Annotated in this window: 16 protein-coding genes and 1 pseudogene; 6 read left to right on the top strand and 11 right to left on the bottom strand. The window is 60.7% G+C overall.

What is annotated here, in order from left to right; genetic code table 11:
- Positions 1-179: 179 nt before the first annotated feature.
- From J7E41_RS19560 to J7E41_RS19550, 3 genes are read left to right on the top strand one after another with little or no spacing between them, the layout of a single operon-like run.
- A complete protein-coding gene (locus J7E41_RS19560) occupies positions 180-860 on the top strand; it encodes a class I SAM-dependent methyltransferase (RefSeq protein WP_214995331.1) in 681 nt (226 codons plus the stop codon).
- Positions 861-864: 4 nt separating this feature from the next.
- Positions 865-1581, top strand: a complete 717-nt coding sequence (locus J7E41_RS19555) for a lipopolysaccharide kinase InaA family protein (RefSeq protein WP_214995329.1) — start codon at positions 865-867, stop codon at positions 1579-1581.
- Positions 1581-1808, top strand: a complete 228-nt coding sequence (locus J7E41_RS19550) for a hypothetical protein (RefSeq protein WP_214995326.1) — start codon at positions 1581-1583, stop codon at positions 1806-1808. The genes J7E41_RS19555 and J7E41_RS19550 overlap by 1 nt, the downstream gene beginning before the upstream one ends.
- Positions 1809-1867: 59 nt before the next feature.
- Here J7E41_RS19550 and J7E41_RS19545 read toward each other — a convergent pair whose 3' ends face one another.
- The 3 genes from J7E41_RS19545 to J7E41_RS19535 are packed head-to-tail and all read right to left on the bottom strand — an operon-like array spanning position 1868 to position 5488.
- A complete protein-coding gene (locus J7E41_RS19545) occupies positions 1868-2965 on the bottom strand; it encodes a DUF1513 domain-containing protein (protein WP_214995373.1) in 1098 nt (365 codons plus the stop codon).
- Positions 2966-2967: 2 nt separating this feature from the next.
- The gene (locus J7E41_RS19540) at positions 2968-4032 is read right to left on the bottom strand and encodes an imelysin family protein (protein ID WP_214995324.1); all 1065 of its coding nucleotides are present in this window, start codon (positions 4030-4032) and stop codon (positions 2968-2970) included.
- 31 nt (positions 4033-4063) lie between these two features.
- Positions 4064-5488, bottom strand: a complete 1425-nt coding sequence (locus tag J7E41_RS19535; RefSeq protein ID WP_214995322.1) for a di-heme oxidoredictase family protein — start codon at positions 5486-5488, stop codon at positions 4064-4066.
- 138 nt (positions 5489-5626) lie between these two features.
- On the opposite strand from J7E41_RS19535, the gene J7E41_RS19530 reads away from it, so the two are divergent.
- Positions 5627-6193: a nitroreductase family protein gene (locus J7E41_RS19530; protein ID WP_214995319.1), complete on the top strand. Its 567-nt coding sequence runs from the start codon at positions 5627-5629 to the stop codon at positions 6191-6193.
- Positions 6194-6341: 148 nt separating this feature from the next.
- Here J7E41_RS19530 and J7E41_RS28570 read toward each other — a convergent pair whose 3' ends face one another.
- The 8 genes and pseudogenes from J7E41_RS28570 to gap form a co-directional block, all read right to left on the bottom strand.
- Positions 6342-7097, bottom strand: a complete 756-nt coding sequence (locus J7E41_RS28570) for a methyl-accepting chemotaxis protein (RefSeq protein ID WP_435304132.1) — start codon at positions 7095-7097, stop codon at positions 6342-6344.
- 102 nt (positions 7098-7199) lie between these two features.
- Positions 7200-8339, bottom strand: a pseudogene (locus J7E41_RS28565) (PDC sensor domain-containing protein); the annotation flags it as partial.
- Between the two features lie 268 nt (positions 8340-8607).
- Positions 8608-9009, bottom strand: a complete 402-nt coding sequence (locus tag J7E41_RS19520; protein WP_214995314.1) for a YbaN family protein — start codon at positions 9007-9009, stop codon at positions 8608-8610.
- 71 nt (positions 9010-9080) lie between these two features.
- A complete protein-coding gene (locus tag J7E41_RS19515; RefSeq protein WP_214995312.1) occupies positions 9081-9707 on the bottom strand; it encodes a biliverdin-producing heme oxygenase in 627 nt (208 codons plus the stop codon).
- A 128-nt stretch (positions 9708-9835) separates the two neighbouring features.
- On the bottom strand, positions 9836-12421 hold the full coding sequence (locus J7E41_RS19510; protein ID WP_214995310.1) for a TonB-dependent receptor: 2586 nt from the start codon (positions 12419-12421) through the stop codon (positions 9836-9838).
- A gap of 118 nt (positions 12422-12539) precedes the next feature.
- Entirely contained in the window at positions 12540-13508 is a 969-nt protein-coding gene (locus J7E41_RS19505) for a FecR family protein (protein WP_214995307.1), read from the bottom strand.
- An 84-nt stretch (positions 13509-13592) separates the two neighbouring features.
- Positions 13593-14111 carry an RNA polymerase sigma factor gene (locus tag J7E41_RS19500; protein WP_214995305.1) on the bottom strand — a complete coding sequence of 173 codons (519 nt, stop codon included), beginning with the start codon at positions 14109-14111 and terminating at the stop codon, positions 13593-13595.
- Positions 14112-14310: 199 nt separating this feature from the next.
- Positions 14311-15312 carry a type I glyceraldehyde-3-phosphate dehydrogenase gene (gene gap / locus J7E41_RS19495; protein WP_214995303.1) on the bottom strand — a complete coding sequence of 334 codons (1002 nt, stop codon included), beginning with the start codon at positions 15310-15312 and terminating at the stop codon, positions 14311-14313.
- A 220-nt stretch (positions 15313-15532) separates the two neighbouring features.
- On the opposite strand from gap, the gene edd reads away from it, so the two are divergent.
- Positions 15533-17359: a phosphogluconate dehydratase gene (edd, locus tag J7E41_RS19490; RefSeq protein ID WP_214995301.1), complete on the top strand. Its 1827-nt coding sequence runs from the start codon at positions 15533-15535 to the stop codon at positions 17357-17359.
- On the top strand, positions 17356-18312 hold the full coding sequence (locus J7E41_RS19485; RefSeq protein ID WP_214995298.1) for a glucokinase: 957 nt from the start codon (positions 17356-17358) through the stop codon (positions 18310-18312). The genes edd and J7E41_RS19485 overlap by 4 nt, the downstream gene beginning before the upstream one ends.
- The last annotated feature ends 19 nt before the right edge of the window (positions 18313-18331 follow it).

Below are 18331 nucleotides of genomic sequence, written 5' to 3'. Positions count from 1 at the left end.
CTCTACCCTCGCGGAGAGATCCCGGCCTTTTCGCCGAAGATAGCCCCGTGCCATGATGTTATCTTGTAAAATTTTGTATTGTTTTAGCGTTAGACGGAACGTTTTTTTCACAAAGGGTTGACCGGACGATGACAGACCGAAACATAAGGTCGTAGGCATCAGTAACCGGAGACCCGTTGATGTCTAGTCCGATCAAGCTTGATTTTTCCGAAAAGTACGACGATCAGCACGCGCAGAATTATTTGCTCAAGCATCAGGACACTTTCGCGCGTCGGATGTCCCACAAACGCGATGAGCAATTGGCTCGCGGTGCGTTGGCCATGGCCGGCGAGCCAGGCCTGGTGCTGGATCTGCCTTGCGGGGCGGGGCGTTTTTGGCCGTTGCTGGCAGAAAAACCCAACCGTGTGATCATCGGTGCAGATAACTCAGAGTCGATGTTGAAGATTGCCACCGTTGCCCAACCGGCGGATGTGGTGAAACGGGTACGCCCCTTGCAGACGTCTGCCTTTGATATCGATTTGCCAGATAACGCGGTCGATAGCATTTTCTGCATGCGCCTGATGCACCACATTGGCGAGCCTGAACACCGGCTTGCAATATTGAAGGAATTTCAACGGGTTACACGCGATAGTGTGATTATTTCGTTGTGGGTGGATGGCAATTTCAAGGCTTGGAAACGCAAGCGTTCCGAGGTGCGACGTCGCAACAGAGGGGAGCAGGGCGGTTACCAGAATAGGTTTGTGTTACCGGCTGCTACTGTTGAGGCTGAATTTGAGCAAGCCGGTTTTCGGGTTCAGGAACATTTGGACTTCATTCCGCTCTACGCCATGTGGCGAGTGTATGTATTACGCAAGAGGTAACAGGATGGCAGTTGAGTGTTTAGCCGGTAGTGAAGTAGCTCCCGAAGAGCGATTTGATTATTTCTGGCGCCAGACGGGCGAATGGGTCGAGGAGCCCAACCGTCGTCGCGGCGGTGAAAGTGGTGTGCAACGCGTGGTCGGTACTAACGGGCGTTTGCTCTATAGCAAGCGCCAGACAGGCCATATCTACCGCAGCTGGCTCCATCCTTTTGGACGCCCGACCGTGTTACGCGAGCGTGATGCCCTCAAAGGCCTGCGTTTGCTGGATGTACGTGTGCCGGAACTGGTGTTCTGCGGTGCTCGCCGTGATTCGGAGCATCAGTGGGAGGCCTTGCTGGTGACGGCGGCGCTGGAAGGGTTCGACGAGATCGAAAACTGGTACGCCGCCGGTGGCCGCGAGCAGTACGGTGAGGCAGTGCATGAGCGCCTTCTCCAGGAGTTGGCCGGGACCCTGGCACGTATGCACAAGGGTCGCTGGCAACACGGATGCCTGTATATCAAGCATGTTTTTGTGCGGGTCACGGGTGAAGGTGATTCGGCCACTGTTGAAGTGGCGTTGTTGGACTTCGAGAAGTGCCGCCAGCGCATGACCGCTCGGCAGGCGGCGTCCCACGACATGCGTCAATTGCGTCGCCACTCGTCGTGGAACAGTACCGACTGGCAAAAACTCAGCTACTTTTATGAGACGGCGTTTGGCAGCGCGATCAAAGGTTTAACCTGATGAAGCTAGAAATAGCACGAGGTTTGTTTCTGTTGGGGGCCTTGGGAATTGCTTCCCTGGCCATGGCTGCCTGGGAGCAGCCCCGGACACAAGTGCTCAGTGCGGTGCAAGGTGGCGGACAGTGTCTGTTGCCTCGGATCGCCAAGGTGAGTATTCCGGCCAAGCCAGATCATGAGCTGTTGCTGTTTATGTTCGGGATGTCTCAAGGGATGAGGCCGCAGAGTTGAAACTATTGAAACCCCCTGAAAAGGCCTCGCATAGCGAGGCCTTTTTTTTCGTCGTGTCCTCAGATCAGGTGCAGATGGTTGTCCCAGAGACCGGCTGGCAACTCCAGAGGCATTGCCACCAATGGCGACTGTCGGCAATCGTAGAACCGGCAACGACCCTGGCCGGAGGTCACCACAAACCCATCTGCTACGGCGCCTACGCCAGCACAGTCCGGCAACGGGCCGTCCAGGCGCAACTCACCGCTGTCCATGTCCCAGATAAAGAACCGATTGCCCCGTGGTGCCGTCAGGGCCACCAGGCGCAATTCGCTGTGCACGGCGACGCTGGCGGTGTAGTGCCCCATGGCCTGCAACTGTTCGTCAGCCACCGGAAACGGCACGAAAGGTTGGCCAGGGCGCTTGATCGCCAGCAACTCTGAACGTTCATGGGACGGCCCCATGAACTGCTGCCCGGCGAGGATGGTGCCATCGCTGGCAATCCCCATATGCCGCACGCTGTTCATCTGCTGGGCCAGGGTTTCCTTGCTCAACAGGGTGCCGTCACGTTGCATCAGTACCAGGCTCGGCTCCATGGCGTTGAGGTTCATCTCGACCCGGCTTTCGGCTTCGGTGCGGATGCCGCCATTGGCCACCACCAGGGTTTCACCGTCAGGCATCCATGACACTTGATGCGGACCTACCCCATGGGTGGAAAGCTCGCCGCTGTGCACCAGCCGCTCACCTTCGAATTTGTACACGCCGAGCAGGCCGCGGCCGGGATCGGAGGTGTCGTTTTGCGTGGCATACAGCCAGTCACCGCTTTTGTGAATGACCGCGTGGCCATAGAAGTGGCGATTGGCATGTGAGGTGATGGTTTGCAGGAGCGCACCGTCACGCAAATCGATCAGGTAGCTCTCGGTACCTGGCCTGCGGGCGACAAACAGCGCAATTGGCAGCGTCGGGTGGTCGATGATGTCGTGGCAACGTTGGCCGACCTGGGTGGCAAACACTGGCTTGCCGTCCAGGTGGTAGCCGACGGCGTAGTGCTTGCCATCACCGTCATCGCGCGCCGAGAGCAGCAGCGGGCTTTTGCCCTTCTGCTTGAACAGCGTCCAGCCACCCAGCGTGATCGCACTGAGCAGCACGCTGCCGATGGCCAAAGCCTGTCGCCTGAGCATCATCAGTCACCGTCGTTGGCGTTAAAGCCCAGTTGGATGCCCAGCGCCTTGGCCAGCTCACCTTCGTGCAGGCGGTGGACGACGTTGAGGCTGTCATAGATATCGTTGAGTTGCTGGCGCCCGGCGTCATCGGCCAGCAGTTCATTCAACGAACGCTGGTTACTGGCGAACAGTTTCAGGGACGCTGCATAAGCGGCATCGATCTTGTCGGTCAGCGGCTTCTGATCGGCTGGCAGCAGGCCGCGCAGGCCCTTGTTGTCGACGCCTACCCACACGGTCTGAGCCGCGGCGAGGCTGGCTTCCAGGCTCTGCAGGGACGACTGGCTGCGCCACGCGTCGGCCTGGAACGGTTGCGGGATACCTTTGCTCTGACGGCCCATAGGCGTGCCGAGTTTTTTCTTCAGGGTATCGAGGGCGGTCACCTGGACGCGCAGCAGATCGGCGATGGCTTCGTGGGAATCAGCGTAGCGCTGGTTCGGAAATTTGGTCATCTGCGCGAGCATGCCGTCGGTGGTGTTCCAGCGCGACAGGATCTCTTCGGCGAGGACTTTCTGCCGTTCGCCGATGGCCATCAACAATGGGCAATAGCGGGCTTTCTGCTCGGCATCGGCCAGGTCGACCTTGGCGTCATACAGGATGTATTCGTAGGCGGACAAGCCTTGCACCACGACGCTGGACTTGGCCAGCGCGGCAGCGTCGATCTGCGGTTGGGCGGTGACCAGTTGCTCGACCTGACGGCCCACCAGGTTTTTCTTGTCCGGCCAGAACTGCACCTGCCATGAGCGGTTGCCCTCAGCCAGCGGGCCGATCAGCAGTGGTTGCAACTCGGCCCAGGCCTTTTGCGCATGCAGGAAGTCAGCGCGGGCGGTTTCCAGGGATTCCTTGCCTTGGCAGTAGGCCAGCGCGCTGACGGCCAGTTGGCGGTCGGCGTCGACCCAGCGGCTGTAGGTTGGCAGGATCACTTGTTTGGCGATGGCCGCCGAGGTCACCGCTTGCGGGTCCTGGGGCGAACAGGCGCCGAGCGCGAGGGCGGCCAGGCTGGTGAACAACAACTTGGGACGGAACATGTCGAGCTCCCTTCTGTAATTGTGACAAAGCTTATAGAGAATTCAGGAATGCCAGCAACGCAGCGCGCTGTTCGGCATTAAACGACAACACATGCTGCTGCGCCGCCTGGGCTTCACCGCCGTGCCACAGCACGGCTTCCATCAGGTTACGGGCGCGGCCGTCATGCAAAAACTGGGTATGGCCACTGACGGCTTGTGTCAGGCCAATGCCCCACAACGGCGGCGTGCGCCAGTCGCGGCCACTGGCCTGGAATTCGGTACGGTGATCAGCCAGGCCTTCGCCCATGTCATGCAGCAGCAAATCGCTGTAGGGGCGAATCACTTGATTGGCCAATTCGGGTTCGGCGGCATTTTGTGCGGTGGTGAATGTTGGCGTGTGGCACGACTGGCAACCTGCCTGGAAGAACAGGTTTTTCCCGGCCAACACCTGCCTGGAGTTGACGTCGCGGCGGGCCGGCACCGCGAGGTTACGGGTGTAGAACAGCACCAGGCGCAGGATGTTATCGCTGACTTCCGGCTCGCCATCGGGACCATTGCCGTTGGGCGCCTGTTTGCAAGCCACTTGGGCATCGGTGCAGTCATCGAACGGTCTCAGGCTAGTGGTCAGGCCCATATCACCAGAGAACGCGTGAACATTTTGTTGATTGAGGTTCGGTTGCCCGGCTTTCCAGCCAAATCGGCCGAGGACGGTTTTTTGCTGGGCGTCGTCCCAGACCCAGTTTGCTCGGCCTGCCACGCCGTTTTTATCCGGCTGGGTGGCGGCGTTTTTCAGGAGGTCTGCGTCGGAGATGGCTTCGAGCAAACCCAGGCCGATCATCGGCGGCGCCACGCGGGCGGAGAAGCGTGTGTCCGGGTGCATCGGCCCGTAGCCGAGCTGGGTGATCTGCAGCGTCGGTTTGCGCAGTTCGACCACGGTGCCGTCCTTGAAACTCACGTTCAGCGGTGTGTAGTCGACCCGCACTTTGCCTTCCGGAGCGACGCCGGGTACCGCCATGTCTTGCAATTGGCCGCCGTAGATCGGTTCGGGAACGATCCCCATTTGCTCGATGACCTTGGCGTAGGGCGGCGCATCAGGAATCGACAGACGCACCAGCATCGACACGGCGTTGGGCGCGTCAGGCAGCGGCGGATGGCCACGACCGTCCTTGATATGGCAGTTCTGGCAGGCGTTGGTATTGAACAGCGGCCCCAGGCCGTCCCGGGCGGTGGTGGTGGACGGTGCGATTACCCAGGGACTGCGGAAGAAGCTGTTGCCGACGCTGAAGTCCAGGCGCCGGGTGGGCGCCAGGTTAGCTGATGGCAGGGAGAAGGCATTCTGATCGGTCTTTCTCACTGTCGTCGCGCCGCCGCTCCGCGCTTCACCCGGCTCTGCCTTGGTAAAGCGTGGCGCGTCATCGCAGGCACTCAGGCTCAGGGCCATCAAGCATGCACACAAGCGAAGAGGCGAACGAGACATCAGGTTTCCTGAACGTAGGCAGAAAATAAGGTCGCAAAGTCTAACAGGGCAGGGCTGATTGAATAAGAGCAATTATCGTTTGGTGCTATCGGATTCAATCCCGATAGAATGACCGTACATTTTATTCTGGAGGTGGCCATGCAGGCTCTCGACGCTTTGCTCAACCGTGTTTCCGTGCCGCGATTGCTGGAGCCGTCCCCTACCGCCGAGCAGCGCGAGGTGTTGTTCGCGGCAGCCATGCGTGCGCCTGACCACGGTCAACTGCGGCCTTGGCGTTTTCTGACGGTGGAAGGTACGGCTCGTGAACAGATGGGCACGCTGCTGGCCGAAGCGGCTCGCCTGCAAGATTGCGATGCGCCTCAGGCTGTGATCGACAAGGCACAGGCCGGCCCATTGCGAGCGCCGTTGGTCGTGGTGGTGATTGCTCGCCTGCAGGAGCACTTCAAGATACCCAAGTCCGAACAGCTCCTGGCAGCAGCCTGTGCCGCCCATGGCATCCTGCTGGCGGCTTACGCCCAGGGAATCGGAGCGGTGTGGCGGACCGGTGAGCTGTCCTACTCGGCGCACGTCGCCAAAGGCTTGGGGCTGAGCGCTGGCGAGGAAGTCATTGGCTTCCTCTACCTCGGCACCCCACAGAACCCGCCGCGTACGGCGCCGAAGGAAGACCTGGCGCCATTTGTCAGCGCCTGGACCGGGGACAGATAAACGCCACTCCCCTGTAGCCGCTGGCGCAGCCTGCGATCGGCTGCGCAGCAGTCGCAAGGGTCTTGAACCGCTGAAGGTCCTGCGGCCCTTATCGCAGCCTCGTGCCTCGGTAGCGGCTACAGGGATCTCCGTTGTTTTTTGGGCGGGGTTACACCCGGAACTGATCCATCAGCTTCATCTGCTGGCTGGCCAGCGCATTGAGCTGGCTGCTGATGGCCGCTGACTCGGTGGCCTGGCCTGTCAGGGTTTCGGTCACGGTGCGGATCGCCGAGACGTTGCGGTTGACCTCTTCGGCCACGGCGCTTTGCTGCTCGGCGGCGCTGGCGATTTGCAGGTTCATGTCGCTGATCACCGTTACCGCGTCGCTGATCTTGCCCAGGGCCTGCACCGCTTGTTGAATCTGCCCGGCATTGTTCTGTGCCTGGCTCTGGCTTGAATGCATGGTCGCCACCACACCACGGGTGGCGCCCTGGATACGCTCGATCACCAGGCGAATCTCTTCCACTGAATCCTGGGTGCGCTTGGCCAGGTTGCGCACCTCGTCGGCCACCACTGCAAAACCGCGGCCACTTTCCCCGGCCCGGGCCGCTTCAATCGCGGCGTTCAACGCCAGCAGGTTGGTCTGCTCGGCGATGCTGCGGATGACTTCCAGCACCGAACCGATCTGCTCACTGTTGACCGCCAAGGCTTCAACTTCTATCACGGCCTTGCTGACTTCCTCGGCCAAGGTGGTGATATCCCGCGTACTGCGCTCGATGATCGACAGGCCTTCGCGGGCCGATTGATCAGCGCCGCGGGCGGCACTGGCGGCGTTAGACGCACTGTTGGCCACGTCGTGGGCGGTGGCGCTCATTTCATTGGAGGCGGTGGCCACCTGATCAATTTCGCGGAACTGCACTTGCATGCCTTCGCTGGTCTGACGGGCGATTTCCGAAGATTGGTCGGCGGTGCCGCGCGCCTCGGTGATGCTCTGCTTGATCTGGGCGATGGTCGGTTGCAGCTTGTCGAGGAAACGGTTGAACCAGTTCACCAGTTCCCCCAGTTCGTCTTTTTTGTCGTAGGTCAGGCGTTGGGTAAGGTCGCCGTCGCCGCTGGCTATCTCCTTGAGCATGGCGGCCACGCTGTTGATCGGCCGGGTCACGCCGGTGGCGGTCAGCCAGATCAACAGCAGCCCCAGCAGGCCGGCGGCGGCGCCCACCAGCAAGGCTTTCAGGGTGCCACTGGCCTGGGCCTGGTCAAGCACGCCTTGCAGTTTCACCGCGTCGGCCAGCAGCACTTGCTTGGGCAGCTTGATCACCACGCCCCAGGGTTTGGCCTCGGCAATCGGCTTGACCGGGTACACGGCGCGGATCGTGTCGTCTTGCTCTCGGACCTTATGGGTGTCACTGGCCAGCAGTTGCACTATTTCTTTGCCTTCGCTGCCGAGGGTATCAACGAGGTTCTTGCCGATCATTTCCGGTTGGCCGCTGTAACTGGCGATCAGCCCGGTGCCGGAGAGAATTTCCATGACCCCGGCACCGTCGAACAGCTCTTGTTGCGCCGCGTTGGCTGCCGCTTGCAGGGAATCAAGGGCGAGGTCGACACCGACCACGCCGATCACCTTGCCGTCCGCCAGCAGTGGCAGGGAGATGGTGGTCATCAGCATCGATTTACCGGCCATCTCATCGGCGTACGGGTCCAGCAGACAAGTCCGTTGGGTATCCCGTGGGCAGGTGTACCAGATGTTGTAGGGCGTACCGCTGAGGTTGAGGGTGGTCTTAGTCAGGTCGTCTTCGACCATCACGGTGTTCAAGCCTTCACCGCCGGCACGGCTCCAGTAACTGGAGAAGCGTCCGGCTTCGTTGGAAGCACGCACCTTGTCGTTGACGAAGTCACCGTCCTTGCCATCCAGGGCGTTGGGCTCGAAGGACAGCCAGATGCCCAGCACTTTGGTGTTGCGTTCGAAGGCCGTTTTCAGGCTGCGGTTGAGTTCTTCACGCAGGGCGCTGGCGGGCAGCGACTGTTCGTGGGCGAGGGTGCGCAGGCCCTTGATCTGGTCGGCAAGGGCGGTGACCACCAACAGGTTTTCGCCGAAGGTTTTCTGCAGTTGCACTGCTTGTTCGGCGGCCTTGGCCTGGAGCAGGTTTTCCACGCTGGCAGTGAGCATTCGCGAGCTCGAGGTACTGATCAGTTGGTCGTTCTGGTTGGTCTGGTAGATGTTCATGCTGACAATCAGCGCGATCACCCCCAGCAGGCAAAGGCCGGACAGCAGCACGATTTTCAAGCGGATGGAGAGGGAGTCGAACATAGGATTACTCGCGAATGGACTTATTGGTATGCAAGCAGTGCATGGCCAAGTCCATTCGGCGCCTTGCCCGGAACATCGGCGCGGGCGGCCATTTCATGAGGGGCAGGCGATGAGCGGTAGGGTTGAATCAGGAAGGTTGTGGGAGCTGTTCCGGCCGTGACCAGATCCACAGGTTGCCCAGGCTCATCCCGGCAATGGCCAGGTAGATGGGCCAGCCATGTTCCAGCATCACCAGCATCAAGCCTGCGCAGAGCAGCATGCTCACGGTAGCGCTGACCTTGGCCCGGCGGGCGATGATTCTGCCGTTGCGCCAGTTGGACAGGATCGGCCCGAACAACCGGTGGTTTTCCAGCCAGGCACTCAGGCGCGGCGAACTCTTGGTAGCGGCCCAGGCGGCCAGCAGGATGAACTCGGTGGTGGGCAGGCCCGGCACGACAATCGCGATCAAGCCGATACCCAGGCTGACATAAGCCAGCAGGCCGAACAGCAGGCGCGCGGTTTTCGAGCGTGAAAGGGTAGGTCGAGTCATGGCCAATAATATGAGGTGAGTGTCCGGTCGCCATCAGCGACCGGTTGTTGCACGGCCATGGCCGCCGTTACTTATGCCGGCTGAGGGCTGGTGGCGCGTTTTCCAACGGTGCGCAACAACAGTTCCAGACGTGCGAAGGCATCTCTGGAGGCTTGGTCCACCTCGGCTTCCTCCTCGGCGCTGAGGGGCAGGTTGTCGAAGATAGCATTAAACGCTTTCCAGCCTCGCATGCGGCCGCCTTCGGGTTCTGCCAGATGACGTGCACCGTGGGTTTCGCTGAAACCCAGGGCAACCGCTTGCTTGAAGAGGATGGCGGCGCCCAGTTTCGAGCCTTCCGACACCCTGATCCAGGCCAGTGCCTGGGCCTTGGACGGCGCTTGCAGAGCGCCTGGAACGGCGGCTGGAACCTGTGCGCCGAGGTCGGCCAGATCGGCTTCGGCGGCCTTTACCCGGCAGCGCTCAGGCAGGTCGGCAAACAGTTTGACCAACTCGGGGTCGTGGTACAGCGCCTGGATTTCCGACTGAAACAGGTACTGCATTTGCACGAAACGGGTGAAGCCGGGAAGGGTGTCGGTAGGTGCCCATTCGCCGACGGTGTCCTCGAGGCTTTTGTGCAGGTCCTGGGTCAATTCTCTAACCCGCTGGGAGCGCAGGAGAGGGGCTTGGCCGGCTTCGGTGGTCGGGTGTTGGGGGTTCATGTGATCTTTCCTAGAGAAGTCGAGGTGCTCGGTGACAAGTGCTTATGAACTAGACGAACAAGAAGACGCGCCACCGTAAAAAATCCTCACTGCGCCCGTCACAAAACTGGCGCAGTGGTGTGCAGGGCTTAGATATCCCAGATCAGATTGATCGCAAAGTTGCGGCCCGGCTGGGTCAGGCGGTCCAGGCTGGCAGGTGAGGTCACGCCTGCTTCGCCGACGCCGTCGTAGCTGCGCACGTCATCCCAGTTCCAGTATTTCTTGTCGGTAAGGTTGTACAGGCCACCGTTGATGGTCACGTCGTCGGTAACTTTGTAGAAGCCGGTCAGGTCCACCACACCAAAGCCTGGCGTCTTGAACGGGCCGTTGGCCTTGTTGCCGTCGGGGGCGAAGAAGGTGGTGCTGTCGACGCGGTCCTGTTTCTTGACCAGGGTCCAACTGACCAGCGCACCGTATTTTTCCTGCTCGTAACCCAGGCCGAATACACCCTTGAGTGGGTTGACGCTGTTCAGCGGTTCGCCGGTGTCGTCATTGCGCCCGTGAGCGTAGGCAATCGAACCCTGGGTATACAGGCCGTGCGGCGCGCCCAGTGCGTCGAGGTTCAGGCGGCCTTTGACTTCCACGCCCTTGATGGTGGCGTGCTTGATGTTGTTGGCCTGGAAAGCTTCGACGGTGCCGCCAGGTACAGAGGCGTCTTCGTTGATGAAGTCGCGGTACTTGTTATAGAACACCGCCACATCGAAGTTGCCGGACTCGAAGTTGCCGCGCAGGCCGGTTTCGTAGCTTTTGCTGGTTTCCGGTTTCAGGCCGGAGTTGGGCTCGACAATGTAGCCCACGTCGAGGTTTTCAAAGCGCCCGTACAAGGCCTTGGCCGACGGGGTGCGGAAGCCTTCTGCGTACTGGCCGAACCAGGTGTATTGCTCGGTCAGGGCATAGGTCAGGCCGAACTTGGGCGACACGCGGTGCCAGGTTTTCTTTTCGTCGCTGACCGGATCGGTGCCGTTCGGGTTGACGGTATTGAGGAACTCCTGGGTCAGCTTGGGCTTGAGTTGCACGTAGTCGTAGCGCACGCCGGGCAGGAAGGTCCAGTTATTCCAGCTGATCTGGTCCTGGGCAAACAGGCTGTAGCTGTTGATGGTCGGGTCAGGGAAGTCGCTGGACTTCTTGACGCTGTCGGCGGCGGATGGGCTCGGCGCGCCGATAGCGGTGCAGCCTGCGCCGACGGCCAGGCACGTGGCGCCGCCTTCGCGGGAACCGGTGACTTTCTGCTGCTTGAGCGTGGTGCCGTAGGTCAGCAGGTGGTCGGTTTGGCCGATGTTGAAAGCCTTGTCCAACTGCGCATCGAATACCCACTGCTTTTCTTCGTACAGGGTGTCGCGGGTGCGCAATACCTTACGGGACGGCTGGTAGATTTCCTGGGTGGTCTGGTCGGTCTTGGCGACCTGGTAGTTGAGGCTGGTCTTGATGTGATCGGCAATCGGCGAGTCGAGGCTGAAGCGGTTTTCTATGCCGAAACGCTCGCGGGTGATGGTGTCGTTACCCTGGCGCCCGCGATAGAAGTTGAAGCCTTGCCCGGCGTTGAAGGGGCCGCCCACCGCACTTTTCTGATTGATATCACGGTCGTCCTTGTACTTCTCATAGGTCAGGCCCAGGCGGTTGTCATCGCCATAGTTCCAGCCCAACTTGGCCAGTACGTTGGTGGTGCGCGCATCTTCCGGGTTGGCGCCGGTGCGGGCCAGGCCGTTGGCATTGTTGCCGTCGTAGGACTCGGTTTCATGGCCATTGCGCTGGCTCAGGTGCAGCAAACCGTCGAAGTCCTGGACACGGCCGGCCACAGTGCCGGAGGTCAACCAGCTTTCGTCGGCGGAGCTGTAGCCGGTCTTGAGGCGTGCGCCGAAGTCCTGGCCGGGCTTGATGATGTCGTCAGGGTCGAGGGTGAAGTAGCTCACCGCGCCGCCGATGGCACTGCTGCCGTACAACACCGAGGCTGGCCCACGAAGGATTTCCACGCGCTTGACGATTTCCGGGTCGACGTAGTTGCGGCGAGTCTTGGCATAGGGGCCGTTGAAGAAGTTGTCCGGCACTTCAACGCCGTCGACCTGGGTCAGGATGCGGTCGCCGTCGATACCGCGAATGTTGTAGCCGGCGTTGCCCGAGCGGCTGCCGGTGCCGCTCACCGAGACACCGGGCTCGTAACGCACCAGTTCGCGAATGTTGTTCACGTTCTGGCGGTCCAGTTCTTCACGGTCATGCACGGTGACGGTGCTGGGCACGCTGGACACGTCCTGCTCCTGGCGGGTGGCGCTGATGGTCACCTGTTGCAGGTTGAGGGTGCTGCCGGCGGCACGCTTTTCCAGGACGATATTGTTATTGCCCAGTTTGCGGTAGCTCAGGTTGGTCCCCACCAACAGCCGGTCCAGGGCTTTTTCCGGTGTCAGCGAGCCGCGTGCGCCAGGGGAGGAAACACCCTGGGCCAACTCCGCCGGCAGGCCGATTTGCCAGCCGGTCACCGATGTAAAGGCGTTGAGTGCCGAAACCAGGGATTGTTGCTCGATGCTGAAGCTGTAATTACCGTGGCTGCGAGTGGCAGGCTCGGTGCCGGTGGCGGCCATGACAGGTGCGACCTGACTTCCCGCCAGCAAGATGGCGGCGGTCAGCAGGGACAAGCCATGGCGACGAGCGGGGGAAGAGGACCGATTGAAACGAGAGGACATCGAGAGCGCTCCGGAAGGTACGAATCTTATAGTTGCGAGACTGAATCAAATGGGAATCAGTTGCATTGGCTATAACGAGACGTACCGCCGTTGGCTATCGAGTAAAAATAATTCTCATTTAGTTGAGGATCACCAGCGCGGGGTATTCCGAGAGCTTGGCCGAAGTGATGTGGGCCAGGGAGCGCACCACGTCCAGCGGCTGGTCGAGGCGGTAATTACCCGTGACGTTGACGCTGGCCAATCGGTCGTTGTTGTTGACGATCCAGCCGGGGTAATAGCGGCGCAGTTCGGCCAGCACTTCGCTCATCGGGCAGTTTTCGAAGACCAGCCGGCCCTGAACCCAGGCCAGGTCCTTGCCGGCATCCAGGCGGGCGGGTTGGCCGAAGCCCTTGGGGCCGATGCGAATGCTTTGGCCGGCGCTCAGGCGCACCCGGGCGTCGTCGAAGGTATTGCTCAGGTCGACATCACCGCGTTGCACCTGGACCTGGGCTTCGCCATCGAGGTAACGCACGGCGAAGGTGGTATCACTGACACGGGCCCGTACGGGGCCGGCATCGATTTCCAGGGGCAGTTCGCGATTGGCCACCACTTCAAAAAATGCTTCGCCCTGATACAGGCGGGCAATGCGTTGATGGTCATTGATGGTGCTGGAGAAGGCGGAGTTGGTGTTGAGCAGGACTTTCGAGCCATCGTCCAGTTGCAGGCGCTGGCGCTCGCCCACCACGGTCAGGTGGTCAGCCTGCAAGCGCACCGGCAGGTTGCTGAAACTGAACAATCCCAGCAGTAACACGGCGGCAGTGGCCAAGGGTTTCCAGTGAGGCTTGATGCGACGCCAGGCGCTGGGTTTGCGGGGTGCGTTGAGGGCCACTGCGGCGCTGTGCACCGGTGCACCACCCCAGGCGGACTGGGCCTTGGCGAAAGCCTCGAGGTGCGCCGGGGCGCTGGCCAACCAGGCCTCGAACTCCGCCTGCTGCCCGGGTTGCGGGCACTGCAAGGCGATCAGCCAGTCGAGGGCTTGGTCCATGGTCGTGTCTTGCAACACCTCATGAGCCAGCTCATGGGGCGGCAGTTTATTCGGGTCCGTCACGGTGTTCCTCGGGTCTTCGCCCACGTTTTATTCAATCTTCTTGCCGTTTGAATCGACAGTGCTGTCGGCTTTGTCCGATAAAGCTTAAGGGCGATCCAGCCGTTCGGCCACACCCACACAGATTGCCATGATCAATTTCAGTTCCTTTTGCACCGTACTCAAGGACACATCAAGTTGATCGGCGATCTCCTGGTAACTGCAACCGTGCAGGCGGCTGAGGATGAAAATCTGCTGCTGGCGTGCGCTCAACTGACCGAGGCTGGCACTCAGGTGCTCCAGCAACTGTTCGGCCTGGGTGGCATCTTCGGGGGTACTGACGGGGGAGGCAACGCTCTGCAGGATCTCCATGGGTACATCTTCCTGCAACGTGCGGGCTTGAATCCGACGCGAGCGCAGGTGGTCCAGCGCCAGGTTGCGGGCCGTCTGATAGACGAAGGGTTCGAGGTGGTCGATCGGTCTTTCACTCAGGGCCCGTGTGACACGCAGGTAGGTTTCCTGCAACAGGTCCTCGGCGGTGCTGTGGTTATTCACCATCCGCTGCAAGGTGCGCAGCAGAATGACCCGTTGGCTGAGGAAGACTTGATTGAAGCGAGATTGGCTCACAGTGATACCAGACCGATTTGCAGCAAATGATAATGCTTATCATCAGCGCAAATGGCAAGGGACTAATGTGTGAGCCTGCAGGGTGCCAATGTGGGAGCGGGCTTGCTCGCGAAAGCGGAGTGTCAGTCGATATATCCTGTGACTGACACTCAGCCTTCGCGAGCAAGCCCGCTCCCACACAAGCCCGCTCCCACAAAGGTTATTCGGCGTTACACAGCGCCAGGCAGTTATCCAGCATCCGGTTGGAGAAGCCCCACTCGTTGTCATACCAGGCCAACACTTTCAGCAGCTTGCCGCTGGACTTGGTGTGGTTGGCGTCAAAGATCGACGACAGCGGGTTATGGTTGAAGTCACTGGAAACCAGCGGCAGGGTGTTGTAGCCGAGGATCTTCGAATGTTGGCTGGCCGCCTTGAGCAGGGCGTTGACCTCATCTGCGGACGCTTCGCGCTTGAGTTGTACAGTCAAATCCACCAGGGAGACGTTGATCACCGGCACGCGTACGGCCATCCCGGTCAGCTTGCCCGCCAGTTCAGGCAGTACCAGGCCTACCGCTTCGGCGGCACCGGTCTTGCTCGGGATCATGTTCTGGGTGGCCGAACGAGCCCGGTACGGGTCGGTGTGGTAGACGTCGGTCAGGTTCTGGTCGTTGGTGTAGGCGTGGATGGTGGTCATCAAACCGCTTTCGATGCCCAACTCGCGGTGCAGCACTTGGGCGACCGGCGCCAGGCAGTTGGTGGTGCAGGACGCGTTGGAAATGATCTGGTGGGATTGACGCAGGATGTCATGGTTCACACCGTAGACCACGGTGGCGTCAGCGCCCTTGGCCGGGGCCGAAATGATCACCTTGCGCGCGCCGGCGGTAATATGGGCGGCAGCCTTGGCACGGTCGGTGAACAGACCGGTGCATTCGAACACGACGTCGATCTTCTCGGCAGCCCAGGGCAGGTCGGCCGGGTTGCGAATGGCACTGACGGCAATCCGGTCACCATTGACGGTCAGGCTTTCCTGATCGTGGGCGACCTCTGCATCGAAAGTGCCGTGGACGGTATCGTATTTGAGCAGGTGAGCATTGATCGCGCTGTCGCCAAGATCGTTGATGGCGACGATCTGCAAATCCTGACGGTAACCTTGGGTATAAAGTGCGCGCAGGACATTACGGCCAATACGGCCAAAACCATTGATTGCGATTCGAAGTGTCATTGGAAAGCGCCTGTCGTCGATTTGTTGTAAGAATTACAAGATTATTCGCATAAAAATAGAAAACAAGCCTTTTTAGTGGCAATATTTTGTTCAATCTACAACGAGTGACCTGAATCAACTGGTCCGATGGGTCAAATAACACGCTGCCATCCCACGTGCAGCGGTGTTTGATCAGCATAGACATACAGGTCGCCACATCCGTTAGCCTGGAGTTCTACACATGCATCCCCGCGTACTTGAGGTCACCGAACGGCTTATCGCCCGTAGCCGCGCCACCCGTGAGGCCTACCTTGCACTCATTCGCGGCGCTGCCAGCGACGGTCCGATGCGCGGCAAGCTGCAATGCGCCAACTTTGCCCACGGCGTGGCGGGTTGCGGTACCGAAGACAAACACAGCCTGCGGATGATGAACGCGGCCAACGTGGCAATTGTTTCGTCATATAACGACATGCTCTCGGCGCACCAGCCGTACGAACATTTCCCTGAACAAATCAAAAAAGCCCTGCGTGAGATCGGTTCCGTCGGTCAGTTCGCCGGCGGCACCCCGGCCATGTGCGACGGCGTGACCCAAGGCGAGCCTGGCATGGAGCTGAGCCTGCTGAGCCGTGAAGTCATTGCGATGTCCACGGCGGTAGCGCTGTCCCACAACATGTTCGATGCGGCGCTGATGCTGGGCATCTGCGACAAGATCGTCCCTGGCCTGATGATGGGCGCCTTGCGTTACGGTCACCTGCCGATGATCTTCGTACCGGGCGGGCCGATGCCGTCGGGTATCTCCAACAAGCAGAAGGCCGACGTGCGCCAGCGTTACGCTGAAGGCAAGGCCTCCCGCGAAGAGCTGCTGGAATCGGAGATGAAGTCCTACCACAGCCCCGGCACCTGTACGTTCTACGGCACCGCCAACACCAACCAGTTGCTGATGGAGGTCATGGGCCTGCACTTGCCGGGGGCCTCTTTCGTCAACCCGTACACGCCGCTGCGTGACGCCCTGACCCGTGAAGCCGCGCATCAGGTCACGCGCCTGACCAAGCAGAGCGGCTCGTTCATGCCGATTGGCGAGATCGTCGACGAAAAATCCCTGGTCAACTCCATCGTCGCCCTCAACGCCACCGGCGGTTCCACCAATCACACCTTGCACATGCCGGCCATCGCCATGGCGGCGGGCATCCAGTTGACCTGGCAAGACATGGCCGACCTCTCCGAGGTGGTGCCGACCCTGTCCCATGTTTATCCAAACGGCAAGGCTGACATCAACCACTTCCAGGCGGCGGGCGGCATGTCGTTCCTGATCCGCGAACTGCTGGAAGCCGGCTTGCTTCATGAAGACGTCAACACCGTCGCCGGCCACGGCCTGAGCCGCTACACCCAGGAGCCGTTCCTGGTGGACGGCGAACTGGTGTGGCGTGAAGGCCCGATCGAAAGCCTCGACGAAACCATCCTGCGCCCTGTGGCCCGTGCGTTCTCCCCGGAAGGTGGATTGCGGGTGATGGAAGGCAACCTGGGTCGCGGAGTGATGAAAGTCTCCGCCGTGGCCCTCGAACATCAAATCGTCGAAGCCCCGGCCGTGGTGTTCCAGGATCAACAGGACTTGGCCGATGCCTTCAAGGCCGGCCAGTTGGAGAAAGACTTTGTTGCGGTGATGCGTTTCCAGGGCCCGCGTTCCAATGGCATGCCGGAACTGCACAAGATGACGCCGTTCCTGGGTGTGTTGCAGGACCGTGGCTTCAAGGTGGCGTTGGTAACAGATGGGCGGATGTCCGGCGCCTCGGGTAAGATCCCGGCCGCGATTCATGTCAGCCCCGAGGCTCAGCGCGGCGGTGCGCTGGCGCGGGTGCGAGATGGCGATATCATTCGTGTGGATGGCGTCAAAGGCACCTTGGAGCTTAAGGTGGACGCCGAAGAATTTGCAGCGCGCGCGCCTGCCACGGGCCTGTTGGGTAATAACGTGGGGGCCGGTCGCGAGCTGTTTGCATTTATGCGCCTGGCCGCAAGCTCCGCAGAGCAGGGCGCCAGCGCCTTTACGTCTGCCCTGGAGAGTCTTAAGTGAAGCTTGCGCTGGTCGGTGACATCGGCGGTACCAACGCCCGTTTTGCGTTGTGGCGGGATCAAGCGCTGCACTCGATTCGCGTCCATGCGACGGCGGATCATGCCAGCCCCGAGGAGGCCATCCAGGCCTACCTCAAGGAGGAGGGCCTGGCGCTGGGTGCCATCGGTGCGGTCTGTCTGTCGGTCGCCGGACCGGTGAGCGGAGATGAATTTAAATTCACCAACAATCACTGGCGCCTGAGCAAGACTGCCTTTTGTAAAACCTTGCAGGTGGATGAGCTGCTGCTGGTCAATGACTTCTCGGCTATGGCCCTGGGCATGACTCGTCTGCAGCCGGATGAATTTCGCGTGGTCTGCGAAGGCACGCCGGAGCCGTTGCGCCCGGCAGTGGTGATCGGCCCGGGCACCGGCCTGGGCGTGGGCACCCTGCTGGACCTGGGCGCCGGGCGCTGGGCGGCATTGCCGGGGGAGGGCGGCCATGTCGACCTGCCCCTGAGCAGTCCGCGAGAAGCGCAACTGTGGCAGCACATTTACAACGAGATCGGCCATGTCAGCGCCGAAACCGTGCTGAGCGGTGGCGGTTTGCCGCGTTTGTATAGGGCGATCTGTGCGGTGGACGGCCACACGCCGGTGCTGGAAACCCCCGAAGCCGTAACGGCGGCGGGTCTTGCTGGCGATCCGGTGGCTCTGGAAGTGCTGGATCAGTTCAGTATCTGGCTCGGCCGGGTGGCCGGTAACAACGTGTTGACCACCGGCGGTCGTGGCGGGGTGTATATCGTCGGGGGCGTGATCCCACGGTTTGCCGACTTCTTTATCAAGAGTGGTTTTGCCAAGAGCTTTGGTGACAAAGGCTGCATGAGTGACTACTTCAAGGGCATTCCGGTGTGGCTGGTCACGGCGCCGTATTCCGGGTTGACCGGGGCTGGTGTCGCGTTGGAACAGGCGTTTGCGTAGTACCGCCCCCAACCCTGTA

It is taken from the genome of Pseudomonas fluorescens (genome assembly GCF_018614655.1).
Classification (GTDB): Bacteria; Pseudomonadota; Gammaproteobacteria; order Pseudomonadales; family Pseudomonadaceae; genus Aquipseudomonas; species Aquipseudomonas fluorescens_BX.
The sequence above is the reverse complement of the archived record's forward strand: the minus strand, read 5'-3'. Positions and strand labels throughout refer to the sequence as shown.